Consider the following 19801-nt stretch of genomic DNA (forward strand, 5'->3'; position numbering starts at 1 on the left):
GCGATGATCGGCTTATTGCAACGGGTCAGCTCGGCCCGGGTGCATGTCGACGGGGAGATGGTCGGCGCCATCGAGACCGGACTGCTGGTCTTGGTCGGCGTACAACAGGGTGACGACGAGGCGCGTGCGCAGCGCCTGCTGGAACGCCTGCTCGGCTATCGGGTCTTTCCCGATCAGAGCGGGCGCATGAACCGCAGTCTGGTCGACATCGGTGGCGGGCTGTTGCTGGTGCCTCAGTTCACTCTGGCCGCCGATACCAAGAAGGGCACCCGCGCGAGCTTCACCAGTGCGGCCGCCCCCGAGACCGGGAAGCACTTGTTCGACCTGCTGCTCGAACGCGCGCGCGAGCGCCATGCACCGGTGGCCAGCGGTCGCTTCGGCGCCGAGATGCAGGTGAGCCTGACCAACGACGGACCGGTCACCTTCTGGCTCGAGACCTGAGTCCTGTTTATACTGTGCGGCTGGCTTGCGCGCGAGCCGCTGATCGAGACCCTGAGCTGAGCGAAACCCTGCACCGACATCCCATGATGGCCACTGAGACCTCCACTCATCGCACTGCCGAGATCGAGCGCAAGACGCTCGAGACCCAGGTGCGCGTCAAGCTCGATCTAGACGGCAGCGGGCGCACGCGCTTTGAGACCGGTGTGCCCTTTCTCGAGCACATGCTCGACCAGATCGCCCGCCATGGACTGATCGATCTCGATGTGCAAGCCACGGGCGATCTGCACATTGATGCGCATCACACGGTCGAGGATGTTGGGATCACGCTTGGCCAGGCACTCGCCGCAGCCCTGGGCGACAAGGCTGGTATCCGTCGCTATGGTCATGCCTATGTGCCCTTGGACGAGGCCCTGTCGCGGGTCGTGATCGACCTCTCCGGCCGGCCGATGCTGACCTATGAGGTGCCCTATACCCGCGCCCTGATCGGTGGCTTCGATGTCGACCTGCTGCGCGAATTCTTTCAGGGCCTGGTCAACCATGCGGCGATGACCGTGCAGATCGATAACCTGCGGGGCATCAATGCGCATCATCAGGCCGAGACCGTGTTCAAGGCGTTTGGTCGCGCATTGCGTATGGCGGTGGAGCCCGACCCGCGCATGGCGGGCATCACCCCATCGACTAAGGGCAGTCTCTGACCATTCACCTCAATCGCCCGCTGGAGGGCCTTCGATGCTGCTGATTCCCGCAATCGACCTCAAGGACGGCCGCTGCGTGCGCCTGCGCCAGGGGCGGATGGAGGACGAGACCGTCTTCGCCGATGATCCGGTCGCAGTCGCCGGGCGCTGGGTCGCGGCGGGCGCCAAACGGCTGCATCTGGTCGACCTCAACGGCGCCTTCGCCGGCGAGCCGGTCAATGGCGATGCCATCCGCGCCATCGCCGCCGCCTTTCCCGATCTGCCGATCCAGGTCGGCGGCGGCATTCGCGATGAACAGACTATCGGCGCCTATCTCGAGGCCGGGGTGCACTGGTGCATCATCGGCACCCAGGCGGTCAAGCAGCCGGAACTCGTCGCCCGCGCCTGCGCCGCCTTTCCGGGGCATATCATCGTCGGGCTGGATGCGAAGGACGGGCAGGTGGCAATCAATGGCTGGGCCGAGGTCACCGAGCACCGCGTCGAGGCCCTCTCGCGGCGTTTCGAGCACGACGGCGTCGAGGCCATCGTCTACACCGACATCGGTCGCGATGGCATGCTCACCGGCCCCAATATCGAGGCGACCCGCGCCCTTGCCGACGCCATCCGCATCCCGGTCATCGCCTCTGGCGGCATCACCCATCTCGATGATCTGCGGGCCTTGGCGGCGGTTGCCGAGCCGGGCATCATCGGTGCCATCACCGGCCGTGCCATCTATGAAGGCACGCTGGATTTCGCCGAGGGACAGCGCGTGGCAGCGGGCGCCGCCAAGGCATGAAGCCTCTGCTTCGGCGTCCGCTTGGATCACCAGCTGTCGATCACAGATCACGGGAGTTTAGTCACGTGTCCGATGTCCTGAATCGGCTCTCCGAGGTGTTAGAGGCGCGCAAGGGGGCTGATCCCAGCACCTCCTATGTCGCCAAGCTCTATGGCAAGGGGCTCGATGCGATCCTCAAGAAGATCGGCGAGGAGGCGACGGAAACCGTGATGGCCGCCAAGGATGGCGACCCGGAGAAGCTGGTCTACGAGCTGGCTGATCTCTGGTTCCACTCGCTGGTGTTGATGGCGGATCAGGGGCTGCATCCGGATGCGGTGCTTGCAGAACTCGATCGGCGCTTCGGCCTCTCGGGGCTCACCGAGAAGGCCGCGCGCCCGGATTAGGCGTTGCTGTTGACATTGCTGCCGGCATGTATGCACTGCGACTTGGGCATGCGGTATAGTCGCGGGTCACGGCTCGCGGAGCCGCGTTCGCGCGGCGGCTGCCTGATTGTTGGGAAAACGAACACTTAAGCTTACCCACTACGGGTGACATCAAGGCTTGTCCTGGAGGTTTCGATGGGCGTCGGTGGAATTGGTATTTGGCAACTGTTGATCATCCTCTTGATCGTCGTGCTGCTGTTCGGCACCAAGCGATTGAAGAGCATCGGCTCGGACCTCGGCAACGCGGTCAAAGGCTTCCGTTCGGCGATGACGGACGCGGATAAAGCGGCTGAAGAAGACGAAGACCCGAAACGGCTCGACGCGGCCAAGTCAGAGCAGGCGTCCGAGTCGACCGGGTCGACGGCCGACCCCGCCTCGGGCAAGCCAGCGGACAAGACCAAGGTCTGAGATGCGCGATGGCGGGCTGAGCAATCGAGCGGCTGAACAGGCTGGAGCGAGGCGGATCAGATGTTCGATATAGGCGCATTGGAGCTGCTAGTCATCAGCGTGGTCGCGCTGATCGTCGTTGGGCCCGAGCGGCTGCCGACATTGGCGCGCACCGCTGGGCTCTGGGTCGGTCGGGCGCGGCGTGCCTTCTCCTCGGTCAAGGAAGAGATCGACCGCGAGATCAAGGCCGACGAGCTGAAAGAGATCCTGCGCAAACAGGCCGAAAGCAATCCGCTGGAGAGCCTCCTCGAAGAGGGCAGGGGCTCGCGCTCGAGATCAAAGCCATCGGCGTCATCTCCTGGCGAAGGTTCCAAGGATCGTCCATGAGTCACGCCGGATGACCGCTCCCGCTCCGCAAGGAACCCCAAAGCAGCAGACCCCCTCGGAGCCCGACGGCTTGGGTGCTGAGCAGCCGTTCATCTCGCATCTAGTCGAGCTGCGCGATCGCCTGATCCGGATGGTCATTGCCATCCTGCTGGTGTTCCTGGTCCTGTTTCCGTTTGCGAACGATCTTTACACCTTCGTTGCCGAGCCGATCCGCGCGCAGTTGCCGGTTGGCTCGCAGATGATCGCGACTCAGGTTGCCTCGCCTTTCCTGACCCCGTTCAAACTGGCCTTGGTGGTCGCGGTCTTCGTCGCGATGCCGTATCTGCTCTATCAGTTCTGGGGTTTCGTCGCGCCGGGCCTTTACACCCACGAGAAGCGCTTAGCGCTGCCGCTGGTCAGTTCCAGCATCGTCCTGTTCTACCTCGGGATGTTGTTCGCGTACTACGCGGTGTTTCCGCTGGTGTTCGGCTTCTTCTCGGCGGTGACGCCCGAAGGCGTCGCGCAGATGCCCGATATCGAGTTCTATCTCGAGTTCGTGCTGAAGCTATTCTTCGCCTTCGGCATTGCCTTCGAGATCCCCATTGCGACCATTCTGCTGGTCGCGATTGGCGCGACCACGCCTGCGGCACTGCGGCTTAAGCGTCCCTATGTGATCGTCGGTGTCTTCGTCGCCGGCATGTTGCTGACGCCACCGGATGTGATCAGCCAGACCCTGTTGGCGTTGCCGATGTGGCTGTTGTTCGAGGCTGGTATCTTCTTCTCGCGCTTCGTTCAGCCCCGGCTAGACGATGGTGATGACGGTGGCGGTGACCCTGCAGAGATGCCCGACGATGCTGGGCCGAGCGGCCCTGCGTCTCCGGCGGCTGCCCAGTCGCCTACTCAGTCAGCGATGCTTGACGGCTCGTCGCGGGGCGCTTCGTCGACCCCGGTTGGCAGTGAACTCGATGGCGGCGATCGCAACGAGTCAGGGCGCTATCGACCCATGACCGATGAGGAGATGGAGGCTGAACTCGACGCCATCGAGGCCGAGGAACTCGAGGTCTTGGCGCACAAGCCGGGGGCCAAGTCAGCGCCCAACTCAGCACCAAGCGCCACCGATGAGTCGGCTCAGGTCGCGCTGATCGAGACCCTGATCCGCAAGGCGAACCAGCTTCGGGCATCGGGTGAGGTTGCCCATGCCAAGCAGCTGCTCTATCGGGTGCTCGAGGAAGGCAACGCTGACCAACGCGCGGTCGCTCGCAATATCCTCGTCGATCTGGACCAGTGAACGAGCCGTTGACGTTCGCTTGCTGGACAGGGTTCTGGCCCGCGCCCTCGGCAGTCCGCGCCGAAGAGGCTCGCATCGTCGGACGCTGCCTGGGATGACCCGCTTGCCCACCGACCAAGAGCAGCCTTCCGCGCCGTTGTCGCGTCGCCGGAAAAAGGCGGGCACGGCCACCGGACGCGGCAGTCAAAATCGCCTCAAGCAGTTGCGTGCCTTCTGCCATGCGGCACGCGTTGGCAGCGTCAGCGCCGCCGCCGAGCTGGTCTCGCTCAGTCAGCCTACCGTCTCGCTGCAGATTCAATCGCTCGAGCGTGAGCTGGATACCGTTTTATTCGAGCGTCGCGGCCCGAAGATCCAACTGACCCCAGAGGGCGCCTTGCTGTTCGAGCTGGCGCAGCCGCTGGTGCAGGGCATTGATGGGCTGCAGGAGACCTTCGCCGCGCAGTGTGGGCGGCTCGATCGCGGCCGGCTCGACATTGCTGCGGGTGAATCGACCATCCTCTACATCCTGCCTGATCCGATCCAACGCTTTGCCGAGCAGTATCCGGGCATCGAGCTACAGCTACACAACGTGACTGGCCGCGATGGCCTGGCGATGGTGCGCGCCGATGAGGTCGATCTGGCGGTGGGCTCGATGCTCGAGGTGCCGGATGATATCCGCTATATCCCGATCGTGACCTACCGGCCGATGCTCATCACCCCGCTCGGACATCCGCTGGCCGAGAAACCCAAGGTGTCCTTGCAGGATATCGCCGAGCATGGGCTGATCTTGCCGCCGCGACATCTGAGCACCTGGCGGCTGGTCGACCTGGTGTTTCGCCAACAGGGGCTGAGCTATCAGGTGCGTCTCGAGGCGGGCGGCTGGGAGGTGATCAAGAAGTATGTCGCGCTCGGGCTCGGCATCTCGATCGTCACCGATGTCTGCCTCACCGGCGAAGAGCCGCTGGCACGCCGGCCGTTGGATGCCTATTTCCCGGCGCGCAGCTATGGATTGGTGCTCAGGCGCGGCAAGTTCATGTCCGCGAGCAGCAAACGCTTCCAGGCGCTGATGACCGAGCTGTTCTTGACTGGCGGCGAGCGTTCCGGCCAGCCGCCACCCGCCGGCGATGACTCTTTTGAGGACGGGCTGCTCGGCTGATCCGCCAAGCGCTGAAGCGCCCAAGGCAAGCCCGCAGCGCTGAATCCTGTCTTTGTAGTCGAGCCCGGTCGATCAGCGACCCTGGCTCCCTGTTTCGGTACAACGTCGACACTATGAGTATCAAATCCGACCGCTGGATTCGCCGCATGGCGAGCGAGCAGGGCATGATCGAACCCTACGTTCCCGGCCAAGTGCGGGAGTCCGAAGGCGGCGGTCGCGTCATCTCCTACGGCACCTCAAGCTACGGCTACGATATCCGCTGTGCCGACGAGTTCAAGATCTTCACCAACATCAATTCGGCCATCGTCGATCCAAAGAACTTTGACTCATCGAGCTTCGTTGACCTCAGGGCCGATGTTTGCATCATTCCGCCGAATTCATTCGCGCTCGCCCGAACCGTCGAATACTTCCGTATCCCACGCAATGTGCTGACCATCTGTCTCGGCAAGAGCACCTATGCTCGTTGCTTTCGCGCCGACACCCGCGTTGCGCTGCTCGACGGCTCCGCGCCCACCTTGGAGGAGATGGCGCTGCGAGCTGAGCAGGGAGAGCTGTTCTGGGGCTACAGCATTGGCCAATATGGCCGTGTGATCGCCGCTCTGCTCGAGGCCCCGCGCTATATCGGCCGCGACGCATTGCTCGAGCTGACGCTGGACAACGGCCAGCAGATCCATTGCACGCCGGATCACGAATTCGTGCTGCGTGATGGCCGCATGCTCGCGGCCAATGAGTTGCGCCCGAACGATTCATTGATGCCCTTGTATAGACATCTTGCTCGTGGATACGAGATGGTCTATCAGCCGTCCAATGGTCATCTGTATCCAACGCATCGGCTTGCCGATGAATGGAACCTGCGCAATGGCCTCTACGAAGATGTGCCCGGAACGCACCGGCATCATAAGGACTTCGACTACCTCAACAACTTGCCCTGGAATATCGAGCGCCTCGCGGCGTCTGAGCACATCCGGCTGCACAATGCCGAGAGTTATGGTGAAGACTTTAACCCGGATGAGCATAGTCAATCCATTCGCGAGGCACTGGCTCGGCTCCTCGACTGCGATCGTTCGGTATTTCGACGTTTTCCAGACGTCATCGCCGCCTTTCGTGGGAAAGGAGAATCAGCGGCTGTGTACAACCACAAGATACAGCGCATTCGCGAGGTCAAGGGCGACCACGACGTTTACTGCTTGACCGTGCCCGAAGCCGGCAATTTTGCACTCGCCGCCGGTGTGTTCGTCAGCAATTGCGGCATCATCGTCAATGTCACTCCTTTGGAGCCCGAATGGGAGGGGCATGTGACGCTCGAGTTCTCGAATACAACGCCGTTGCCCGCCAAGGTCTACGCCAACGAGGGCGTAGCGCAGATCCTGTTTCTGGAGTCGGACGAGGTCTGCGAGACCTCATACAAGGATCGCGGCGGGAAGTATCAGGGGCAGCGCGGCGTGACCTTGCCGAAGCCGTGACTAGACGCCAATAGGGGCGATCCCCGATTATCAGCGTCAAAGACGGGTGCTCTTTGTCGATCTCGCCACCTTGTTTGCGCAGTTCAATCGCGATATCGAGATTTGGAGGCACGCTCATGGATACACTAACGATCCGCGTTGAGACCGAGGTGCGGTGGAGCGCGCGCATCGTGATCACCCGTGTTCGTGATATTGACGACCGAGTTGGGCGAGGTGATCAGCGTGCTCGGCAACTGGAATATCCAGGCCGCATTGGCGTTACCTTGGCCATCCAGGGTCATTGAACCCGACAGGTTGGTCGTCCCCGCAGGCACGGTATACACCCCGGGAAAGATCGTGAGACCGGTCAGGTCTGCCGAAAGTCCTGTACCCGAACCGAGGGACGAGAGCAGATTGCGAGCGGTCGTGAGCTGGCCCTGTGCGGATTGCGCAAGCGCAGTGCCGGCGTGCACCTGGCCGCCGGTCACCTGCGGATCCGATGTCGCAACGTTTGGCGCAGAAAGAAAGCCGGTAATGGCGTTGGCGCCGCCGCTGGACCAGACCCCGACATTGCCGTTGATCGTGCTCGTGGGAACATTGGTCACGGTCGACGAACCCAGCACCGTGAAACTCTCCAAATCGGAGCCGAGAAGGGGGCCGGCTGCAACCTGTCCTGAGAGACAGGTCAAGGCTACGCATAATGGCATAGCGATTCTGGTGATGGTCATTGATTGTTCCTCACTGTCGTGACGTTCGTTAGCCCGATACCGAGGGCCGGCTCATGGCCGGATCCTGTTGGTGGCGTTGCAGATCGATCGGCACCGTACATGCAGATAATCTGATCTGAGAGGCACGATAGTGCAGGCTGGGCAGGCGCTCCGTTCGGTAACCCGCATATAGTGTTGTCCACACCGTTATCGGCGAATCACCGCCTGAATTGGAGGGGATCTTCCACCGGTGAATTTCAGAAACATCACCCAGTCCGGTCCTCGGGGCTATCCGCAACGGGTCGAGGGTTATCGGGATGCGGCCGGTAAGCTGAAGCAGCTTGTCGTGGGCCTCTCGGGCAGACGATCAGCCGCGCAAGCGTTATCCTTAATTGCCTACCTGCGCTCTCGGGAGCTATCCGTGCTCGACTCCAAACCCTTGCTGTTTCCATCCCATTTCCCGCCGCTAACGCGCCGATCCGTGCGTACCCTGCAGGTCAACCTCGGCTATCGCTGCAATCAGTCCTGTCTGCATTGCCATGTCGACGCCGGCCCCTCGCGACGCGAGGAGATGGACGCTGATACCTTGGACGCCGTGCTGACCTATCTACGCTGCGGGGGCACGGAGGTGTTGGATATCACCGGCGGCGCGCCGGAACTCAACGCCGTTTTCCGGCCGCTGGTGGAGGCGGCCCGTGAGCTGGGCATCCAGGTCATGGATCGCTGTAATCTGACCATCCTCGCCGAGACGGGACAGGAAGAGCTGGCCGATTTCTTGGCTGCGCATCGGGTCGAGGTGATTGCCTCACTGCCTTGCTATCTCGAGGAGAACGTCGACGGACAACGCGGCACGGGCACCTTTGCGGCGAGTCTCCGCAGCCTGCAAGCGCTAAACGCGCGCGGCTATGGCCAGCCCGACAGCGGTTTGTCGCTGAATCTCGTCTATAATCCGGTCGGTGCAAGCCTGCCGCCACCGCAAGCGGCGCTCGAGGCTGACTACAAGCACGAACTCCAGGCGCGCTATGGCATCTGTTTCAATCGGTTGCTCGTCTTGACCAACATGCCGATCCGTCGCTTCGGCAGTTGGCTGCAGTCGACCCGGCAGTTTGATGCCTACCTCGAACGGCTCAAGGGCGCTCATCAGGAGGCGAATCTGGACGCGGTGATGTGTCGTGACCTGATCAGTGTCGACTGGCAGGGCTATTTGTACGATTGCGATTTCAATCAGATGCTGAATCTACCGCTCGAGCCCACGCAGGGTGAGCGTCTGCACATCCGTGATCTCAGCACGCCCGAGGCGCTGGCGGGGCGAGCGATTCAGGTGGGTGAGCATTGCTATGGCTGCACCGCCGGGCAGGGCAGTAGCTGTGGCGGCGCGCTCGGCTAGTGTGGGGTATGGTTTCCCGAACGCGCGCATCCTGGTGTTCGCGAAGGCGCCGGTGCCTGGTGCCTGCAAGACCCGACTGATTCCAGCGCTGGGAGCCGATGGGGCCGCGCGGCTCGCCGAGACCCTGCTGCGCGAGACCCTGGAACGCGTTGCGCGCGTGCGACTGGCGCCTATCGAACTCTGGTGCGCACCCGATGCCACTCATCCGTTGTTTCAGACCTTGGCGAAACGCCTCGTGCTTCGGCTGGAGACCCAGCGTGGCTCAGACCTGGGCGCGCGCATGCGGACAGCAAGCGCCTTGGCATTGGCGACCTCGGAACGCGTGCTGCTGATCGGCACCGATTGCCCGGCGCTCGACGCCGATTATCTAAGGCAAGCGCTATTGGCGTTGAGCGAGCAGCCTGCGGTGCTGGGTCCGGCCGACGACGGCGGCTATGTGCTACTGGGTTTGCGGTCTGATGCGGCTCCGGCATTGCCCACGCTGTTCGCGGCCATGCCTTGGGGGACTGCTCAGGTCGCGGCGATGACCCGCGCGCGCCTGCGTGAGGCGCACCTGGACTGGGTCGAATTGCCAAGCCTGGCTGATATCGATCGGCCGGAGGATCTGGCCCATGTCGACTTGCGCATGACATGAGTGGCATCGGCCCGGCTCGCTCGTGCATGGGCGGGCTTGACCGTCGTCAGGCCCTCTCTCAGCTCGGCTGCTACAGGATCAGCTCGAGCACTAGCTTGGAGCCGAAGTAGGCCAGGATCAGGATGCCGAAGCCGGTCAGGGTCCAGGAGATGGCCTTGCGTCCACGCCAGCCCCAGAGGCGGCGGCCGAGCAGCAGTCCGCCGAACACCAACCAGGCCACCACCGAGAGCACGGTCTTATGCACGACGTGCTGGGCGAACATGTTGTCGAGGAACGCGAAGCCGCTCAGCAGCGCGAGGGTGAGCAGGATGAAGCCGATGCCGATCATCTCGAACATCAAGGCTTCCATAGTCATCAGCGGCGGCAGTGCACGGACGAAACCGCCCGGCTTGCCCCCGCGCAGGTAGGAGTCCTGCACCCAGAGGAGTCCCGCCTGCACGCTGCCCAGGGTCAGCAGGCTGTAGGCCAGCATCGACAGCAGCACGTGCAGCTTCAGCACCCAACTGGTGTTCTCGGCCAGAAACGGCGTGCTCGGATAGAACATATCGAGCAGCACCGAGAGACCGGCTAGCGGCAGGATCACTAGGCCCAGGTTCTCGATGGGCTTGTTCAGGCTCGAGAGCAGCAGCGAGGCGACCACGGTCCAGGCCGCTAGCGAGAGCGCGTTGAAGAAACCGAGATTGATGCCCTCGGAACTGAAGAGCGCCATGTACAGCAGCCAGGTATGTAGCGTGAGCCCGGCATAGGCGAGGCCGAGCGTGACCCCCCGTAGCCGGGCTGTGGTGTCTGGCTGATGCGTGAAGAGCCGCCACCCGATGAGGGTGGCCGAGCCAAAGTAGGCGATCAGGGTTGCGATCGAGATGACGACGTTGTTCATAGTCTGCGATCATCGCATAAGCACGATGGACTGCAAACGCACGCGAGCGCGCCTGCGGCTGCTTTGCGGCCGCTCAATCGCGCCGCCTTGATATAGATTAACAAACCGCATCCCACAGATGTATGGGTTGGCGCAAGCCAACCGGGTTTAGCAAGAGAGACACCATGTTCGATAATCTTCAAGAGCGCTTCGGTGAGGTGCTCAAGGGTCTGCGCGGTCAGGCCCGACTCAGCGAGGACAACATCAAGGAGACCCTGCGCGAGGTGCGCATGGCGCTGCTCGAGGCCGATGTCGCCTTGCCGGTGGTGCGCGGTTTCATCGAGCGCGTGCGCGAGAAGGCGTTGGGCGCCGAGGTCACCAAGAGTCTCACACCCGGGCAGGTGTTGATCAAGATCGTCAACGACGAACTGGTCAGCCTGATGGGCGAGGCCAACGAGGAACTCGACCTGCGCCAGCAGCCGCCGGCGGTGATCTTGCTCGCCGGCCTGCAAGGCTCGGGTAAGACGACCAGCGCTGGCAAGCTCGCGCGTTATCTCAAGGAGCGCCAGAAGAAGAGCGTGATGGTGGTGAGCTGCGATATCTACCGCCCCGCCGCCATTGATCAGCTGCGCACCGTTGCCGCTGAGGTCGACGCCGCCTTCTTCCCGAGCACCCCGCAACAGCAGCCGGTCGAGATTGCCCAGTCCGCGCTCGAGGCGGCGCGCCGGCAGGGCAAGGATGTGCTCATCGTCGACAGCGCCGGACGGCTCGCGATCGACGAGCGGATGATGCAGGAGATCAAGGATCTGCACGCCGCAGTGACGCCGGTCGAGACCCTGTTCGTGGTCGACAGCATGACCGGTCAGGATGCGGCCAAGACCGCGCGCGCCTTCCATGACGCGCTGCCGCTCACCGGCGTGGTGCTCACCAAGACCGACGGCGATGCCCGCGGTGGTGCCGCGCTCTCGATCCGCGAGATCACTGGCAAGCCGATCAAGTTCCTCGGCGTCGGCGAGAAGAGCGACGCCCTCGAGCCCTTTCATCCAGATCGGATCGCCTCGCGCATCCTCGGCATGGGCGATGTGGTCTCCTTGGTCGAGGAGATGCAGCAGAAGGTCGATCACGAGAAGGCCGAGAAGCTCGCCAAGAAGATCAAGAAGGGCAAGGGCTTTGATCTCACCGACTTCCGCGATCAGCTCAAGCAGATGAGTTCGATGGGCGGCATGGCCGGGCTGTTGGAGAAGTTGCCCGGTGCCGGGCAGTTGCCGGAGCACATGAAGAATCAGGTCAACGACAAGGAGGTGGTGAAGCTGATCGCGATCGTCGACTCGATGACGCCGATGGAGCGCCAGCACCCGCAGATCATCAAGGGCTCGCGCCGGCGGCGCATCGCCAATGGCTCCGGCACCCAGGTGCAGGACGTGAACAAGCTGCTCAAGCAGTTCACCCAGATGCAGAAGATGATGAAGAAGATGAAGGGCGGCAACATGGCCAAGATGATGAAGCAGATGCAAGGCCGTTTGCCGCCGGGCATGGGCGGCATGGGCGGGATGCCACCGGGGGGGGGCGGCTTCCCGCCCGGCGGCGGTTTTCCGATGTAGCGCCTTGTTGCGGCGAACAGAGGTGACCCTGCGCGTGGACCGATCATGAGTATCCTGGGTGGGCTGATCCAGAACGCCTCCCTGTTGTTGGCCCTGGCCTTGGCGCACGGGCTGTTCATCGCGCAGTTGCCGCGCGAGCAGACCTCGACCCAACTCCTGATCGGCCTGTTGTTCGGGCTCACGGCACTGCTGGGCATGGTCTATCCAGTGACCATCGGCCCCGGACTGATTTTCGATGGGCGCACCCTGATCATCAGCATGGCGGGCCTCTTCGGCGGGCTGCCGGCAGCGCTCGTCTCCGGCCTGATCGCGGCGCTCTACCGTGGCTGGCTTGGCGGTGCCGGTATGCCGATGGGGATCGCGACCATTGTCACCGCCGTCGTCTTCGGTGCGCTGTTTCATCACCTGCGTCGTGCCGGCAAGCTGCGGCTGACGCCCTTGACGCTGGTGGCCTTTGGCCTTCTGCTGCACTTGGCGGCGATGGCCTGGGTCGGGCTGCTGCCCGCAGCACAGCGGGCTCAGGTGCTGGGGCAGGTCGCGCTGCCTTTCCTGTTGGTCTTTCCGCTCGTCTCGATGCTGCTCGGGCTCTTGCTGCGCCAGCAGGAACAACGCGTGGATGATGAACACTTCCTGCGCGAAAGCCAGGCGCGTCTGCTGGAAGCCCGGAGTATCGCCGGCCTGGGTGACTGGGAGCTGGTCGTGCGCACCGGCGCGCACTGTTGGTCGCATGAGGTCTTCGGGCTCATCGGCCTCGCCCCGACCGAGCCCCCGCCGCTCAAGACGCTGCGACGCCTGCTGACACGAGAGAGCTGGAAGCGCCTGTTGGCGGCGGTCAAGCAGGCCCTGGTCGATGGCCAGCCTTGGCGCTGCGATATCCAGGCGCGGCACACCGATGGCAGCCAACGCTGGATGAGCGTGCGCGGCCAGGCGGTTCGCGATCGCAGCGGGCGTGTCCACGTGCTGTGCGGCACCGTTCAGGACATCACCGAGGCCAAGGCCCTGAGTGATGCCCTCTCGCGGGAGCGCGGGTTTCTCGCCACCCTGATCGCGACCATCCCGGACCTGGTGTGGCTGAAAGATCGCGAGGGTGTGTATCTGGCCTGCAATCCGCGTTTCGAGCGCCTCTTCGGCCTCCCTGAAGGGAAGATCAAAGGCCGCTGTGCGACCGATTTCGTCTCCGCCGAGCGGGCCACCTCCTTCCGCCAACATGATCTCGCGGCCTTGGCCGCGAATGGTCCCGTCGTGGGTCGCGAATACCTGACCTTCGCCGATGATGGTCATCAGGAACAGGTCGAGATCATCAAGACCCCGATGTATGACGCCGAGGGGCGCCTGGTTGGTGTGCTCGGGATCGGGCGCGACATCACCGCGCAGGTGCGGGCACAAGAGGAACTCACGCGCGAGCGCGATCGCATCCAGGAACTGCACGAGCGCATCCAGAAGATCGCCGCTCATGTTCCAGGGATGCTCTATCAGTATCAGTGGTGGCCCGATGGTCGCAGTTGTTTCCCCTTTGCAAGCCCGGGCTTAAAGGCGATCTATGGCGTTGAACCATCCCAGGTCCAAGAGGATGCGAGTCTGGCGTTTACCGCCCTTCATCCCGATGACCGCGAGCGGATCAAGGCCTCGATCGAGCGTTCGGCCCAGCGCATGACGACCTGGCGGGAATCCTACCGGGTCCGATTACCCGAGGGCCGCATCCTCTGGGTCGAGGGCGAGGCCTCGCCGCAGCGCCAATCCGACGGCAGCGTCCTCTGGCATGGCTATATCCATGATGTGACCGAGCGTCACCACGCCGAGACGCGGTTGCGGCTCGCCGCGAGCGTCTTCGCGCACAGTCTCGAGGGTATTGCGATCACCGATGCGAAGAATCGGCTGGTCGACATCAACCCTAGCTTCACCCGTATTACCGGCTATACGAAGGATGAATTGCTGGGTGAAGACCCAAAGAAGCTCGCCTCCGGTCGGCATGAACGCGTGTTTTACCAGCAGATGTGGGCAGCGATTGAGGCGGACGGATTCTGGCAGGGCGAGATCTGGAACCGCCGCAAGAACGGCGAGATCTTCCCCGAACTCCTGTCGATTTCAGTGGTGCGCGATGCCTCGGGGGTGTTGCAGCATTATATTGGGGTCTTCACCGATATCAGCCAGTTCAAGGAACACGAGGCAGAACTCGATCGCATTGCCCATTACGATCACCTCACCGGCCTGCCGAATCGGCGTCTGTTGATGGATCGCCTCGAACAGGCCATTGCGCATGCCAAACGCACGGGGATCGCGCTGGCGGTCTGCTACCTGGATCTCGATGGCTTCAAACCGATCAACGACCGCTATGGGCATGCGGTGGGTGATCGCGTGTTGGTCAAGGTCACCGAGTCCTTGCGCCGGATGGTGCGTGGCGAGGACTCGGTCGCGCGTCTCGGGGGCGATGAATTCGTGCTGCTGTTGACCGATCTGACACAACCCGACGATTGTTTTGGCCTGCTCAGCCGGGTTCTCGCTGGCATCCGCGAACCGGTCAGGGTCGGGGAGGTCACCCATCGCCTGTCGGCCAGCATCGGCGTCACCCTCTGTCCGCCGGATCTCGCAGACCCGGATACCCTCTTGCGACATGCCGATCAGGCCATGTATCGCGCCAAGGAGGCAGGCAAGGATGGTTACCATCTCTACGACGCGCAGCAAGACCAACTGCTCCAGGAACGTCAGCGCAAACTCGAGCGTATCGGCGAGGCGGTGCGGCGCAACGAGCTGATCCTGCATTTTCAGCCGCAGGTCGACATGATCAGCCGCGAGGTGATCGGCGTCGAGGCCCTGGTGCGCTGGCAGCATCCCGAGGACGGGCTGCGCATGCCGGGAACCTTCCTGCCCGATATTGAAGGCACCGAACTCGAGGTCGCGGTCGACGAATGGGTGATCGAGCACGCCTTGCAGCAGCTTGAAGCCTGGAACCGCGAAGGCCGAGGACTGCCGATCAGCCTGAATATCGGTGCCCGCCATCTGTTGCGACCCGACTTCGCGGCGCGCCTTGAGCAAGCACTGCGCGCCCATCCCGCTGCCGCCGGCGCGGATCTGAAGCTTGAGATTCTGGAGACCGCGACCCTGAGCGATTTTGAGCAGGCGCAGCGCGTGTTGGCTCGCTGTCGCGAACTCGGGGTGCGTTTCGCCTTGGACGATTTCGGCACCGGCTACTCGTCGCTGGCGTATTTTCGGGCGCTGCCGGTCGATGTGCTCAAGATCGACCAAAGCTTCGTGCGCGACATGCTGCAGGATCCGGGTGACAGGGAGATCGTCCAGAGTGTGGTGCAGCTCGCGCGCGCCTTTGATCGCCCGGTGATCGCCGAGGGGGTCGAAACCCTGGCGCATGCGGCCATGCTGACCTGGCTCGGCTGCCGTTTTGGTCAGGGCTATGGGATCGCCCGCCCCATGCCTGCCGATGCGCTGCCGGAGTGGTTCGCACACTGGTCGACCCATGCGTGTTTGGACGACCTGGAGGGGCTATCGGAGCGCGACGATCTGCCCTTGATGCTGGCGGCACAGAATCATCGTCGCTGGTTGCAGCGCTTTCTGTGCCGGTTAACGCAGCCGCAGGACGGGCCGCTCCAGAGCGCCGATCTGGAGGCGGAGGCATGCGATTTCGGGCGCTGGTATGCGGGATCTGGCCGCGCTCGCTACCAGGCGTTTGCCGAGTTCCAAGCCCTTGGCCGGCGCCACGAGCGGCTGCATGCGCTCGCCGTCCAACTCCTCGCCCAAGCCGATCACGAGGCAATGGATGCCTCCGACGAGCGATGGCTGCCGTTGCAGAAGGCGAGCGACGATCTCCTGACCGAGATCGGGCGGCTCATCCAACAGGTGACACCGGCGGAGCGTTCCGAACGGCTCAGCCCCGCAGTGTATCCCGGTGCCTGGAGCGACGACCTAGGCTGACGGCTCCGCGCCTTGTCGATGCCTGAGCGCGACCTGCATCACATCGATGCGCTCATCGAGGAAGCCGGCCTCGCAGTACGAGAGATAGTAGCGCCACATGCGGATGAAGCGCCCGTCGTAGCCGAGCGCGCGTACCTCGGGCTCGCGCGCGAGGAAACGGCGATGCCAGGCGCGCAGGGTGCGCGCGTAGTCCTTGCCGTGGAAGTCGCGCTGCACGACCTCAAGCCCAGCCGCCTGCACGGCGGCGTCGAAGCGCCCGACCGTCGGTAGCATGCCGCCCGGGAAGATATAGTGCTGGATGAAATCCGGGCTCGCCTTGTAGTCCTCGAAGAGGTCATCGGAGATCGTGATCACCTGCAGGGCTGCGGTGCCGCCGGGGCGCAGGCGCTCGCGCAGCGTCTCCATATAGGTCGGCCAGTATTCCTCGCCGACCGCTTCGAACATCTCGATCGAGACGATATGATCGAAGGTCTCGGTGACGTCGCGATAATCCTGCAGCCGCAATTCGACCTGTGCTGCGAGCGGACTGCCGTCCAAGCGCGCCTTGGCCCAAGCCAGTTGCTTCTCCGAGAGCGTGATACCGGTGAGCGTGAGCCCGCGCTCGGCCGCTGCCTCGGCCATCGCGCCCCAGCCGCAGCCGATCTCCAGCAGATGCTGTCCGGGCTTGGCATCGAGCATCCCGAGCAGGCGCTGATATTTGCGCCGCTGCGCCTGGGCGAGCGCTTGATCGTTGTCAGCGCTCAGCGGTGCCGCGCTCAAGGCGGCGCTGATGCCGGCGTTTAAGCCAGCACTTGAGCCGCCGTCGGCGCCGGATAGTCCAGCGGCTGATCGGGTGTTCGCTGCGGCGACTGACTCCGCGCTCGGGGCGGTTGCTGACGCTCGCGCGGTCTCCGCTCGCGGCTGTGGCCGCAGGTTCAGCCTCAGAGCTGGTTGGTCTGACTGCGAGGCGTGCTTTGGGGGCGGCGTCGACTGCGGGGCCACTTCTTGGAGCGGCTGCGCGTAGAGGGCGCTGGAATAGGTCATGCTCTCATCGAGCCAGAGCCGGTAGAAGTCGTTGCCCAAGTCGTAGTGATAGGCGATGTTGCGGCGACTGCCGGTGTGGGTATTACTGCGCCGCTGATGGCGCCGTGGCGAGATCAGCCGGTGCAGTGGACCGCCACGCTGGCGTTCGCGCCAGCGATGCTCGTTGACCGCAAGCAGATGCAGCAGCGCGGTCGGGTCCGGGCTGTCCCAGTCGCCGGCCATCCAGCTCTCGCCGAGGCCGAGATGTCCCTTGGTCGCCAACCGTCGGGCCATGCGCAGGGGGCGGTGGATATCGATCTCGGCTTGGGGGCCGTCGCGATCGCTCTCGAGCAGATAAGTGCGGCCACCAAGCCGCAGCCGCAGCTGGCCGGCTGCGATACGGTCGAAGAGCCGTGTGATCGGCCAGATCACGGGCTTCAGCAGGATGCGCGGCACCGGGCCGAAGAGCGGCTGCTGGAGTCGGGGCAGGGCGGCCTCGGCCGTCTTCTCGCTTGCCATCAGGTCACCTCGGGCGGGGGTGGGGCGGTTTTTGGGACATAGGGCGTACCGCGCAGCCAGATCTTCAGCGCCTGCCAGTGGATCGCGGCCATGACCTTGAAGCCCATCAGCGGCGTGCGCCGCAGCGCCCGCCACAGGGCGCGCTGGGTCAGCGGCTCGCCGGCGCCGGATTGGGTGGCGACCAGCTGCAAGCGGCCATCGGCGTAGAACTGGCGGATGAAGACGCCGAGGTGCTCGGCCGGCTCAGCGAGGCGGAAGTGGTACTCGCTGGCCATCTCCATCAATGGCGAGACATAGAAGCACTTGATCGCCTTGTCGCGCACCGGCCAGGCCAGTGGTTTGCCACCGTTGGCCAGCAGATAGAAATGCGAGTCGCCGAAGGTATTGCCGACCTCGGCCAGCACTGCGCGCAACTGCCCGTCGGCGTGCTCGCAGTACCAGAGGCTCAAGGGGTTGAAGCCATAGCCGAGCACGCGCGGCATGCAGAGCAGGCGGATGCGCCCGCCCTCGAGTTCGATACCTTGCTCGCGCAGCAGTTGATCCGCCCAAGGTCGCAGCGGTGAGCCATCACGCGGGCCGTGATCCTCGGGTGCGAAGCGGAACAGGCCAACGCCTTTGCTGGTGCGCAGCAGCCCCGGCACCTGGTCGAGCGCATCCAAGTCCAGCAACAGGCTGAAGACTCGATAGGTGAAGCGGTACTGCACTGGGAACAGCCGTCGGTGCATCACCTGGGTGAAGTAGATGCGATGCGGATTCTCGCTCATGCGCGGGTGCCCGTCGTGGATGCCGGCGTCGGCGGCGCAGTCACAGGCGCCCTGAGCATCGAGGTGTCGACGCCGAAGCGATCGGCCATCGCCACCGCCGAAGCCAGCCCGTCCTCATGGAAACCGTAACCGAAATAACTGCCACAGAACCAAAGCCGGTCCTGGCCCTGCAGCTCGGGGAGCCTTGGCTGCGCATCCATCGCGGCCTGGTCGAAGACCGGGTGGTCATAATCCATCTCGGCGATGATGGTTTCCTCGGCGGGCGGGCGCAGCGGATTCAGCGAGACCAGATAGTCCTTGTCGGTCTTGAGCCCTTGCAGCCGGTTCATCCAGTAGGTCACCGAGACCGCGCAGGAGCCGTCCCGAGACGGCTGCGAGAGGTAATTCCAGGATGACCAGACTTGGCGACGCTGCGGCATCAGGCCGATGTCGGTGTGCAGATAGGTGCGGTTTGGTTGATAACGGAAGCAACCTAGCAATGCTTGTTCGGCAGCGCTTGGCTGTTCCAACAGCGCTAGCGCTTGATCGGCATGACAGGCGAACACGACGTCGTCGAACAGGGAACGCTCGCCGGAGGCCAGGGTGACCTCAACGCCTTGCTCGGTGCGTCGGACCGCCCGCGCCGCATCGAGCCGGATCTGCTCGCGGCCAATCGTTTCGACGAAGCGCTCGACATAGCGCGCGCTGCCGCCGGTGACCGAGCGCCAGAGCGGGCGATCGATCAGGTTCAGCAGACCATGATTGTTGAAGAAGCGCGCCAGGCTCTCGGCCGGGAAATCGAGCATGGTGCGGGTCGGGCAAGACCAGATCGCGGCCGCCATTGGCAGCAGAAAGTGATCGCGAAAACTGTCGCTCATGCGCTCGCGCTCGAGCAGCGCACCGACGCTCAGCCCATCAAAGCCGCCCTCGCGCAGCATGGTCTTGCAGCGCCGATTGAAGCGCACGAGGTCGGCGATCATGCGCAAGAAGCTCGGGCTGAGCAGGTTGCGCCGCTGCGCGAAGAGGGTGTTGAGGCTATCGCCCGAATATTCGATCGCACCCGGGCCGATCGAGGCCGAGAACGACATATCGCTCTCGCGCGTGGCGACGCCGAGGACATCGAACAGCCGCGTCAGCAGCGGGTAGTTGGCGATGTTATAGACGATGAAGCCGGTATCGACCGCGAGGCGTTGGCCGGCTTCGTCGACATCGATGGTGTGGGTGTGCCCGCCAATGTAGTCGTTCTTCTCGATGAGGGTCACTTGGTGCTCCCGGCTCAAGAGCCAGGCGGCGGCCAAGCCGGCGATTCCGCTGCCGATGACGGCGATCTGTTTGCGCATGCGATGGAGTGTCTGGTTCATGTCAAGCCGCTGCTGGCAGGACATCTGGACACCTCAAGCATTTTCAATGCCTAGGTGGCTTCAATGCCTGCTCCGCGACGGTGCCGAGGTGGGAAAGGTGATGAAGTTGCTGGTCG

At 63.6% G+C, this 19801-nt stretch carries 17 protein-coding genes and 3 pseudogenes; 15 read left to right on the forward strand and 5 right to left on the reverse strand.

The window, feature by feature from the left end:
- Positions 1–3 precede the first annotated feature (3 nt).
- From dtd to AC54T3_RS07055, 11 genes and pseudogenes are all read left to right on the forward strand, one after another.
- Positions 4–441, forward strand: coding sequence for a D-aminoacyl-tRNA deacylase (dtd, locus tag AC54T3_RS07005; protein WP_496623523.1), 438 nt, complete (start codon positions 4–6; stop codon positions 439–441).
- 86 nt (positions 442–527) lie between these two features.
- The gene (gene hisB / locus AC54T3_RS07010; protein WP_496623626.1) at positions 528–1136 is read left to right on the forward strand and encodes an imidazoleglycerol-phosphate dehydratase HisB; all 609 of its coding nucleotides are present in this window, start codon (positions 528–530) and stop codon (positions 1134–1136) included.
- A gap of 34 nt (positions 1137–1170) precedes the next feature.
- Positions 1171–1911: a 1-(5-phosphoribosyl)-5-[(5-phosphoribosylamino)methylideneamino]imidazole-4-carboxamide isomerase gene (gene hisA, locus AC54T3_RS07015; protein ID WP_496623525.1), complete on the forward strand. Its 741-nt coding sequence runs from the start codon at positions 1171–1173 to the stop codon at positions 1909–1911.
- Positions 1912–1976: 65 nt separating this feature from the next.
- The gene (locus tag AC54T3_RS07020; protein ID WP_496623527.1) at positions 1977–2294 is read left to right on the forward strand and encodes a phosphoribosyl-ATP diphosphatase; all 318 of its coding nucleotides are present in this window, start codon (positions 1977–1979) and stop codon (positions 2292–2294) included.
- Positions 2295–2468: 174 nt separating this feature from the next.
- The gene (tatA, locus tag AC54T3_RS07025; protein ID WP_496623528.1) at positions 2469–2741 is read left to right on the forward strand and encodes a twin-arginine translocase TatA/TatE family subunit; all 273 of its coding nucleotides are present in this window, start codon (positions 2469–2471) and stop codon (positions 2739–2741) included.
- 60 nt (positions 2742–2801) lie between these two features.
- Positions 2802–3107 (forward strand): Sec-independent protein translocase protein TatB, encoded by a 306-nt coding sequence (gene tatB / locus AC54T3_RS07030; protein ID WP_496623529.1) that lies wholly within the window; start codon positions 2802–2804, stop codon positions 3105–3107.
- Positions 3108–3117: 10 nt separating this feature from the next.
- Complete coding sequence (gene tatC, locus AC54T3_RS07035; protein WP_496623531.1) at positions 3118–4374, forward strand: twin-arginine translocase subunit TatC; 1257 nt, start codon at positions 3118–3120, stop codon at positions 4372–4374.
- A 94-nt stretch (positions 4375–4468) separates the two neighbouring features.
- Complete coding sequence (locus tag AC54T3_RS07040) at positions 4469–5509, forward strand: LysR family transcriptional regulator (protein ID WP_496623532.1); 1041 nt, start codon at positions 4469–4471, stop codon at positions 5507–5509.
- A 113-nt stretch (positions 5510–5622) separates the two neighbouring features.
- Positions 5623–5976, forward strand: a pseudogene (locus tag AC54T3_RS07045) (dCTP deaminase); the annotation flags it as partial.
- 9 nt (positions 5977–5985) lie between these two features.
- Positions 5986–6747: pseudogene (locus AC54T3_RS07050) on the forward strand (dCTP deaminase domain-containing protein); the annotation flags it as partial.
- Positions 6748–6972 (forward strand): annotated as a pseudogene (locus AC54T3_RS07055) (dCTP deaminase); the annotation flags it as partial.
- A gap of 125 nt (positions 6973–7097) precedes the next feature.
- On the opposite strand, the gene AC54T3_RS07060 reads toward AC54T3_RS07055, so the two are convergent.
- The gene (locus AC54T3_RS07060; protein ID WP_496623534.1) at positions 7098–7679 is read right to left on the reverse strand and encodes an ice-binding family protein; all 582 of its coding nucleotides are present in this window, start codon (positions 7677–7679) and stop codon (positions 7098–7100) included.
- A gap of 400 nt (positions 7680–8079) precedes the next feature.
- Between AC54T3_RS07060 and arsS the strand changes: the two genes are divergently transcribed.
- Both arsS and AC54T3_RS07070 read left to right on the forward strand, forming a co-directional pair.
- Positions 8080–9045: an arsenosugar biosynthesis radical SAM (seleno)protein ArsS gene (gene arsS, locus AC54T3_RS07065; RefSeq protein ID WP_496623627.1), complete on the forward strand. Its 966-nt coding sequence runs from the start codon at positions 8080–8082 to the stop codon at positions 9043–9045.
- A gap of 1 nt (position 9046) precedes the next feature.
- Positions 9047–9679, forward strand: a complete 633-nt coding sequence (locus AC54T3_RS07070; protein ID WP_496623536.1) for a TIGR04282 family arsenosugar biosynthesis glycosyltransferase — start codon at positions 9047–9049, stop codon at positions 9677–9679.
- A gap of 70 nt (positions 9680–9749) precedes the next feature.
- Here the strand turns inward: AC54T3_RS07070 and AC54T3_RS07075 are convergent, their stop codons facing one another.
- Positions 9750–10556, reverse strand: a complete 807-nt coding sequence (locus AC54T3_RS07075; protein WP_496623537.1) for a cytochrome C assembly family protein — start codon at positions 10554–10556, stop codon at positions 9750–9752.
- A gap of 164 nt (positions 10557–10720) precedes the next feature.
- On the opposite strand from AC54T3_RS07075, the gene ffh reads away from it, so the two are divergent.
- Complete coding sequence (gene ffh / locus AC54T3_RS07080) at positions 10721–12136, forward strand: signal recognition particle protein (RefSeq protein ID WP_496623539.1); 1416 nt, start codon at positions 10721–10723, stop codon at positions 12134–12136.
- 45 nt (positions 12137–12181) lie between these two features.
- Positions 12182–16060, forward strand: a complete 3879-nt coding sequence (locus tag AC54T3_RS07085; protein WP_496623540.1) for an EAL domain-containing protein — start codon at positions 12182–12184, stop codon at positions 16058–16060.
- Here the strand turns inward: AC54T3_RS07085 and AC54T3_RS07090 are convergent.
- Genes AC54T3_RS07090 through AC54T3_RS07100 form a run of 3 tightly spaced genes read right to left on the reverse strand, consistent with a single transcriptional unit; the run spans position 16052 to position 19685 of the window.
- Positions 16052–17581, reverse strand: coding sequence for a class I SAM-dependent methyltransferase (locus AC54T3_RS07090; protein ID WP_496623541.1), 1530 nt, complete (start codon positions 17579–17581; stop codon positions 16052–16054). The two genes, AC54T3_RS07085 and AC54T3_RS07090, sit on opposite strands and share 9 nt — an antisense overlap.
- The gene (locus AC54T3_RS07095; protein ID WP_496623543.1) at positions 17581–18345 is read right to left on the reverse strand and encodes a DUF1365 domain-containing protein; all 765 of its coding nucleotides are present in this window, start codon (positions 18343–18345) and stop codon (positions 17581–17583) included. Before AC54T3_RS07095 ends, AC54T3_RS07090 begins: the two co-directional genes overlap by 1 nt.
- On the reverse strand, positions 18342–19685 hold the full coding sequence (locus AC54T3_RS07100; protein WP_496623544.1) for an NAD(P)/FAD-dependent oxidoreductase: 1344 nt from the start codon (positions 19683–19685) through the stop codon (positions 18342–18344). Before AC54T3_RS07100 ends, AC54T3_RS07095 begins: the two co-directional genes overlap by 4 nt.
- Between the last annotated feature and the right edge of the window lie 116 nt (positions 19686–19801).

It is taken from the genome of Halochromatium sp. NSM3 (assembly GCF_059621085.1).

What these genes read in the sequence shown, in the direction of transcription:
- tatC (WP_496623531.1), top strand. Translation starts at nt 3,118, where the DNA reads ATGACCGCTCCCGCTCCGCAAGGAACCCCAAAGCAGCAGACCCCCTCG.
- hisB (WP_496623626.1), top strand. Translation starts at nt 528, where the DNA reads ATGGCCACTGAGACCTCCACTCATCGCACTGCCGAGATCGAGCGCAAG.
- hisA (WP_496623525.1), top strand. Translation starts at nt 1,171, where the DNA reads ATGCTGCTGATTCCCGCAATCGACCTCAAGGACGGCCGCTGCGTGCGC.
- AC54T3_RS07090 (WP_496623541.1), bottom strand. Translation starts at nt 17,581, where the DNA reads ATGGCAAGCGAGAAGACGGCCGAGGCCGCCCTGCCCCGACTCCAGCAG.
- AC54T3_RS07085 (WP_496623540.1), top strand. Translation starts at nt 12,182, where the DNA reads ATGAGTATCCTGGGTGGGCTGATCCAGAACGCCTCCCTGTTGTTGGCC.
- AC54T3_RS07060 (WP_496623534.1), bottom strand. Translation starts at nt 7,679, where the DNA reads ATGACCATCACCAGAATCGCTATGCCATTATGCGTAGCCTTGACCTGT.
- AC54T3_RS07075 (WP_496623537.1), bottom strand. Translation starts at nt 10,556, where the DNA reads ATGAACAACGTCGTCATCTCGATCGCAACCCTGATCGCCTACTTTGGC.
- tatB (WP_496623529.1), top strand. Translation starts at nt 2,802, where the DNA reads ATGTTCGATATAGGCGCATTGGAGCTGCTAGTCATCAGCGTGGTCGCG.
- AC54T3_RS07095 (WP_496623543.1), bottom strand. Translation starts at nt 18,345, where the DNA reads ATGAGCGAGAATCCGCATCGCATCTACTTCACCCAGGTGATGCACCGA.
- ffh (WP_496623539.1), top strand. Translation starts at nt 10,721, where the DNA reads ATGTTCGATAATCTTCAAGAGCGCTTCGGTGAGGTGCTCAAGGGTCTG.
- AC54T3_RS07040 (WP_496623532.1), top strand. Translation starts at nt 4,469, where the DNA reads ATGACCCGCTTGCCCACCGACCAAGAGCAGCCTTCCGCGCCGTTGTCG.
- dtd (WP_496623523.1), top strand. Translation starts at nt 4, where the DNA reads ATGATCGGCTTATTGCAACGGGTCAGCTCGGCCCGGGTGCATGTCGAC.
- AC54T3_RS07100 (WP_496623544.1), bottom strand. Translation starts at nt 19,685, where the DNA reads ATGAACCAGACACTCCATCGCATGCGCAAACAGATCGCCGTCATCGGC.
- tatA (WP_496623528.1), top strand. Translation starts at nt 2,469, where the DNA reads ATGGGCGTCGGTGGAATTGGTATTTGGCAACTGTTGATCATCCTCTTG.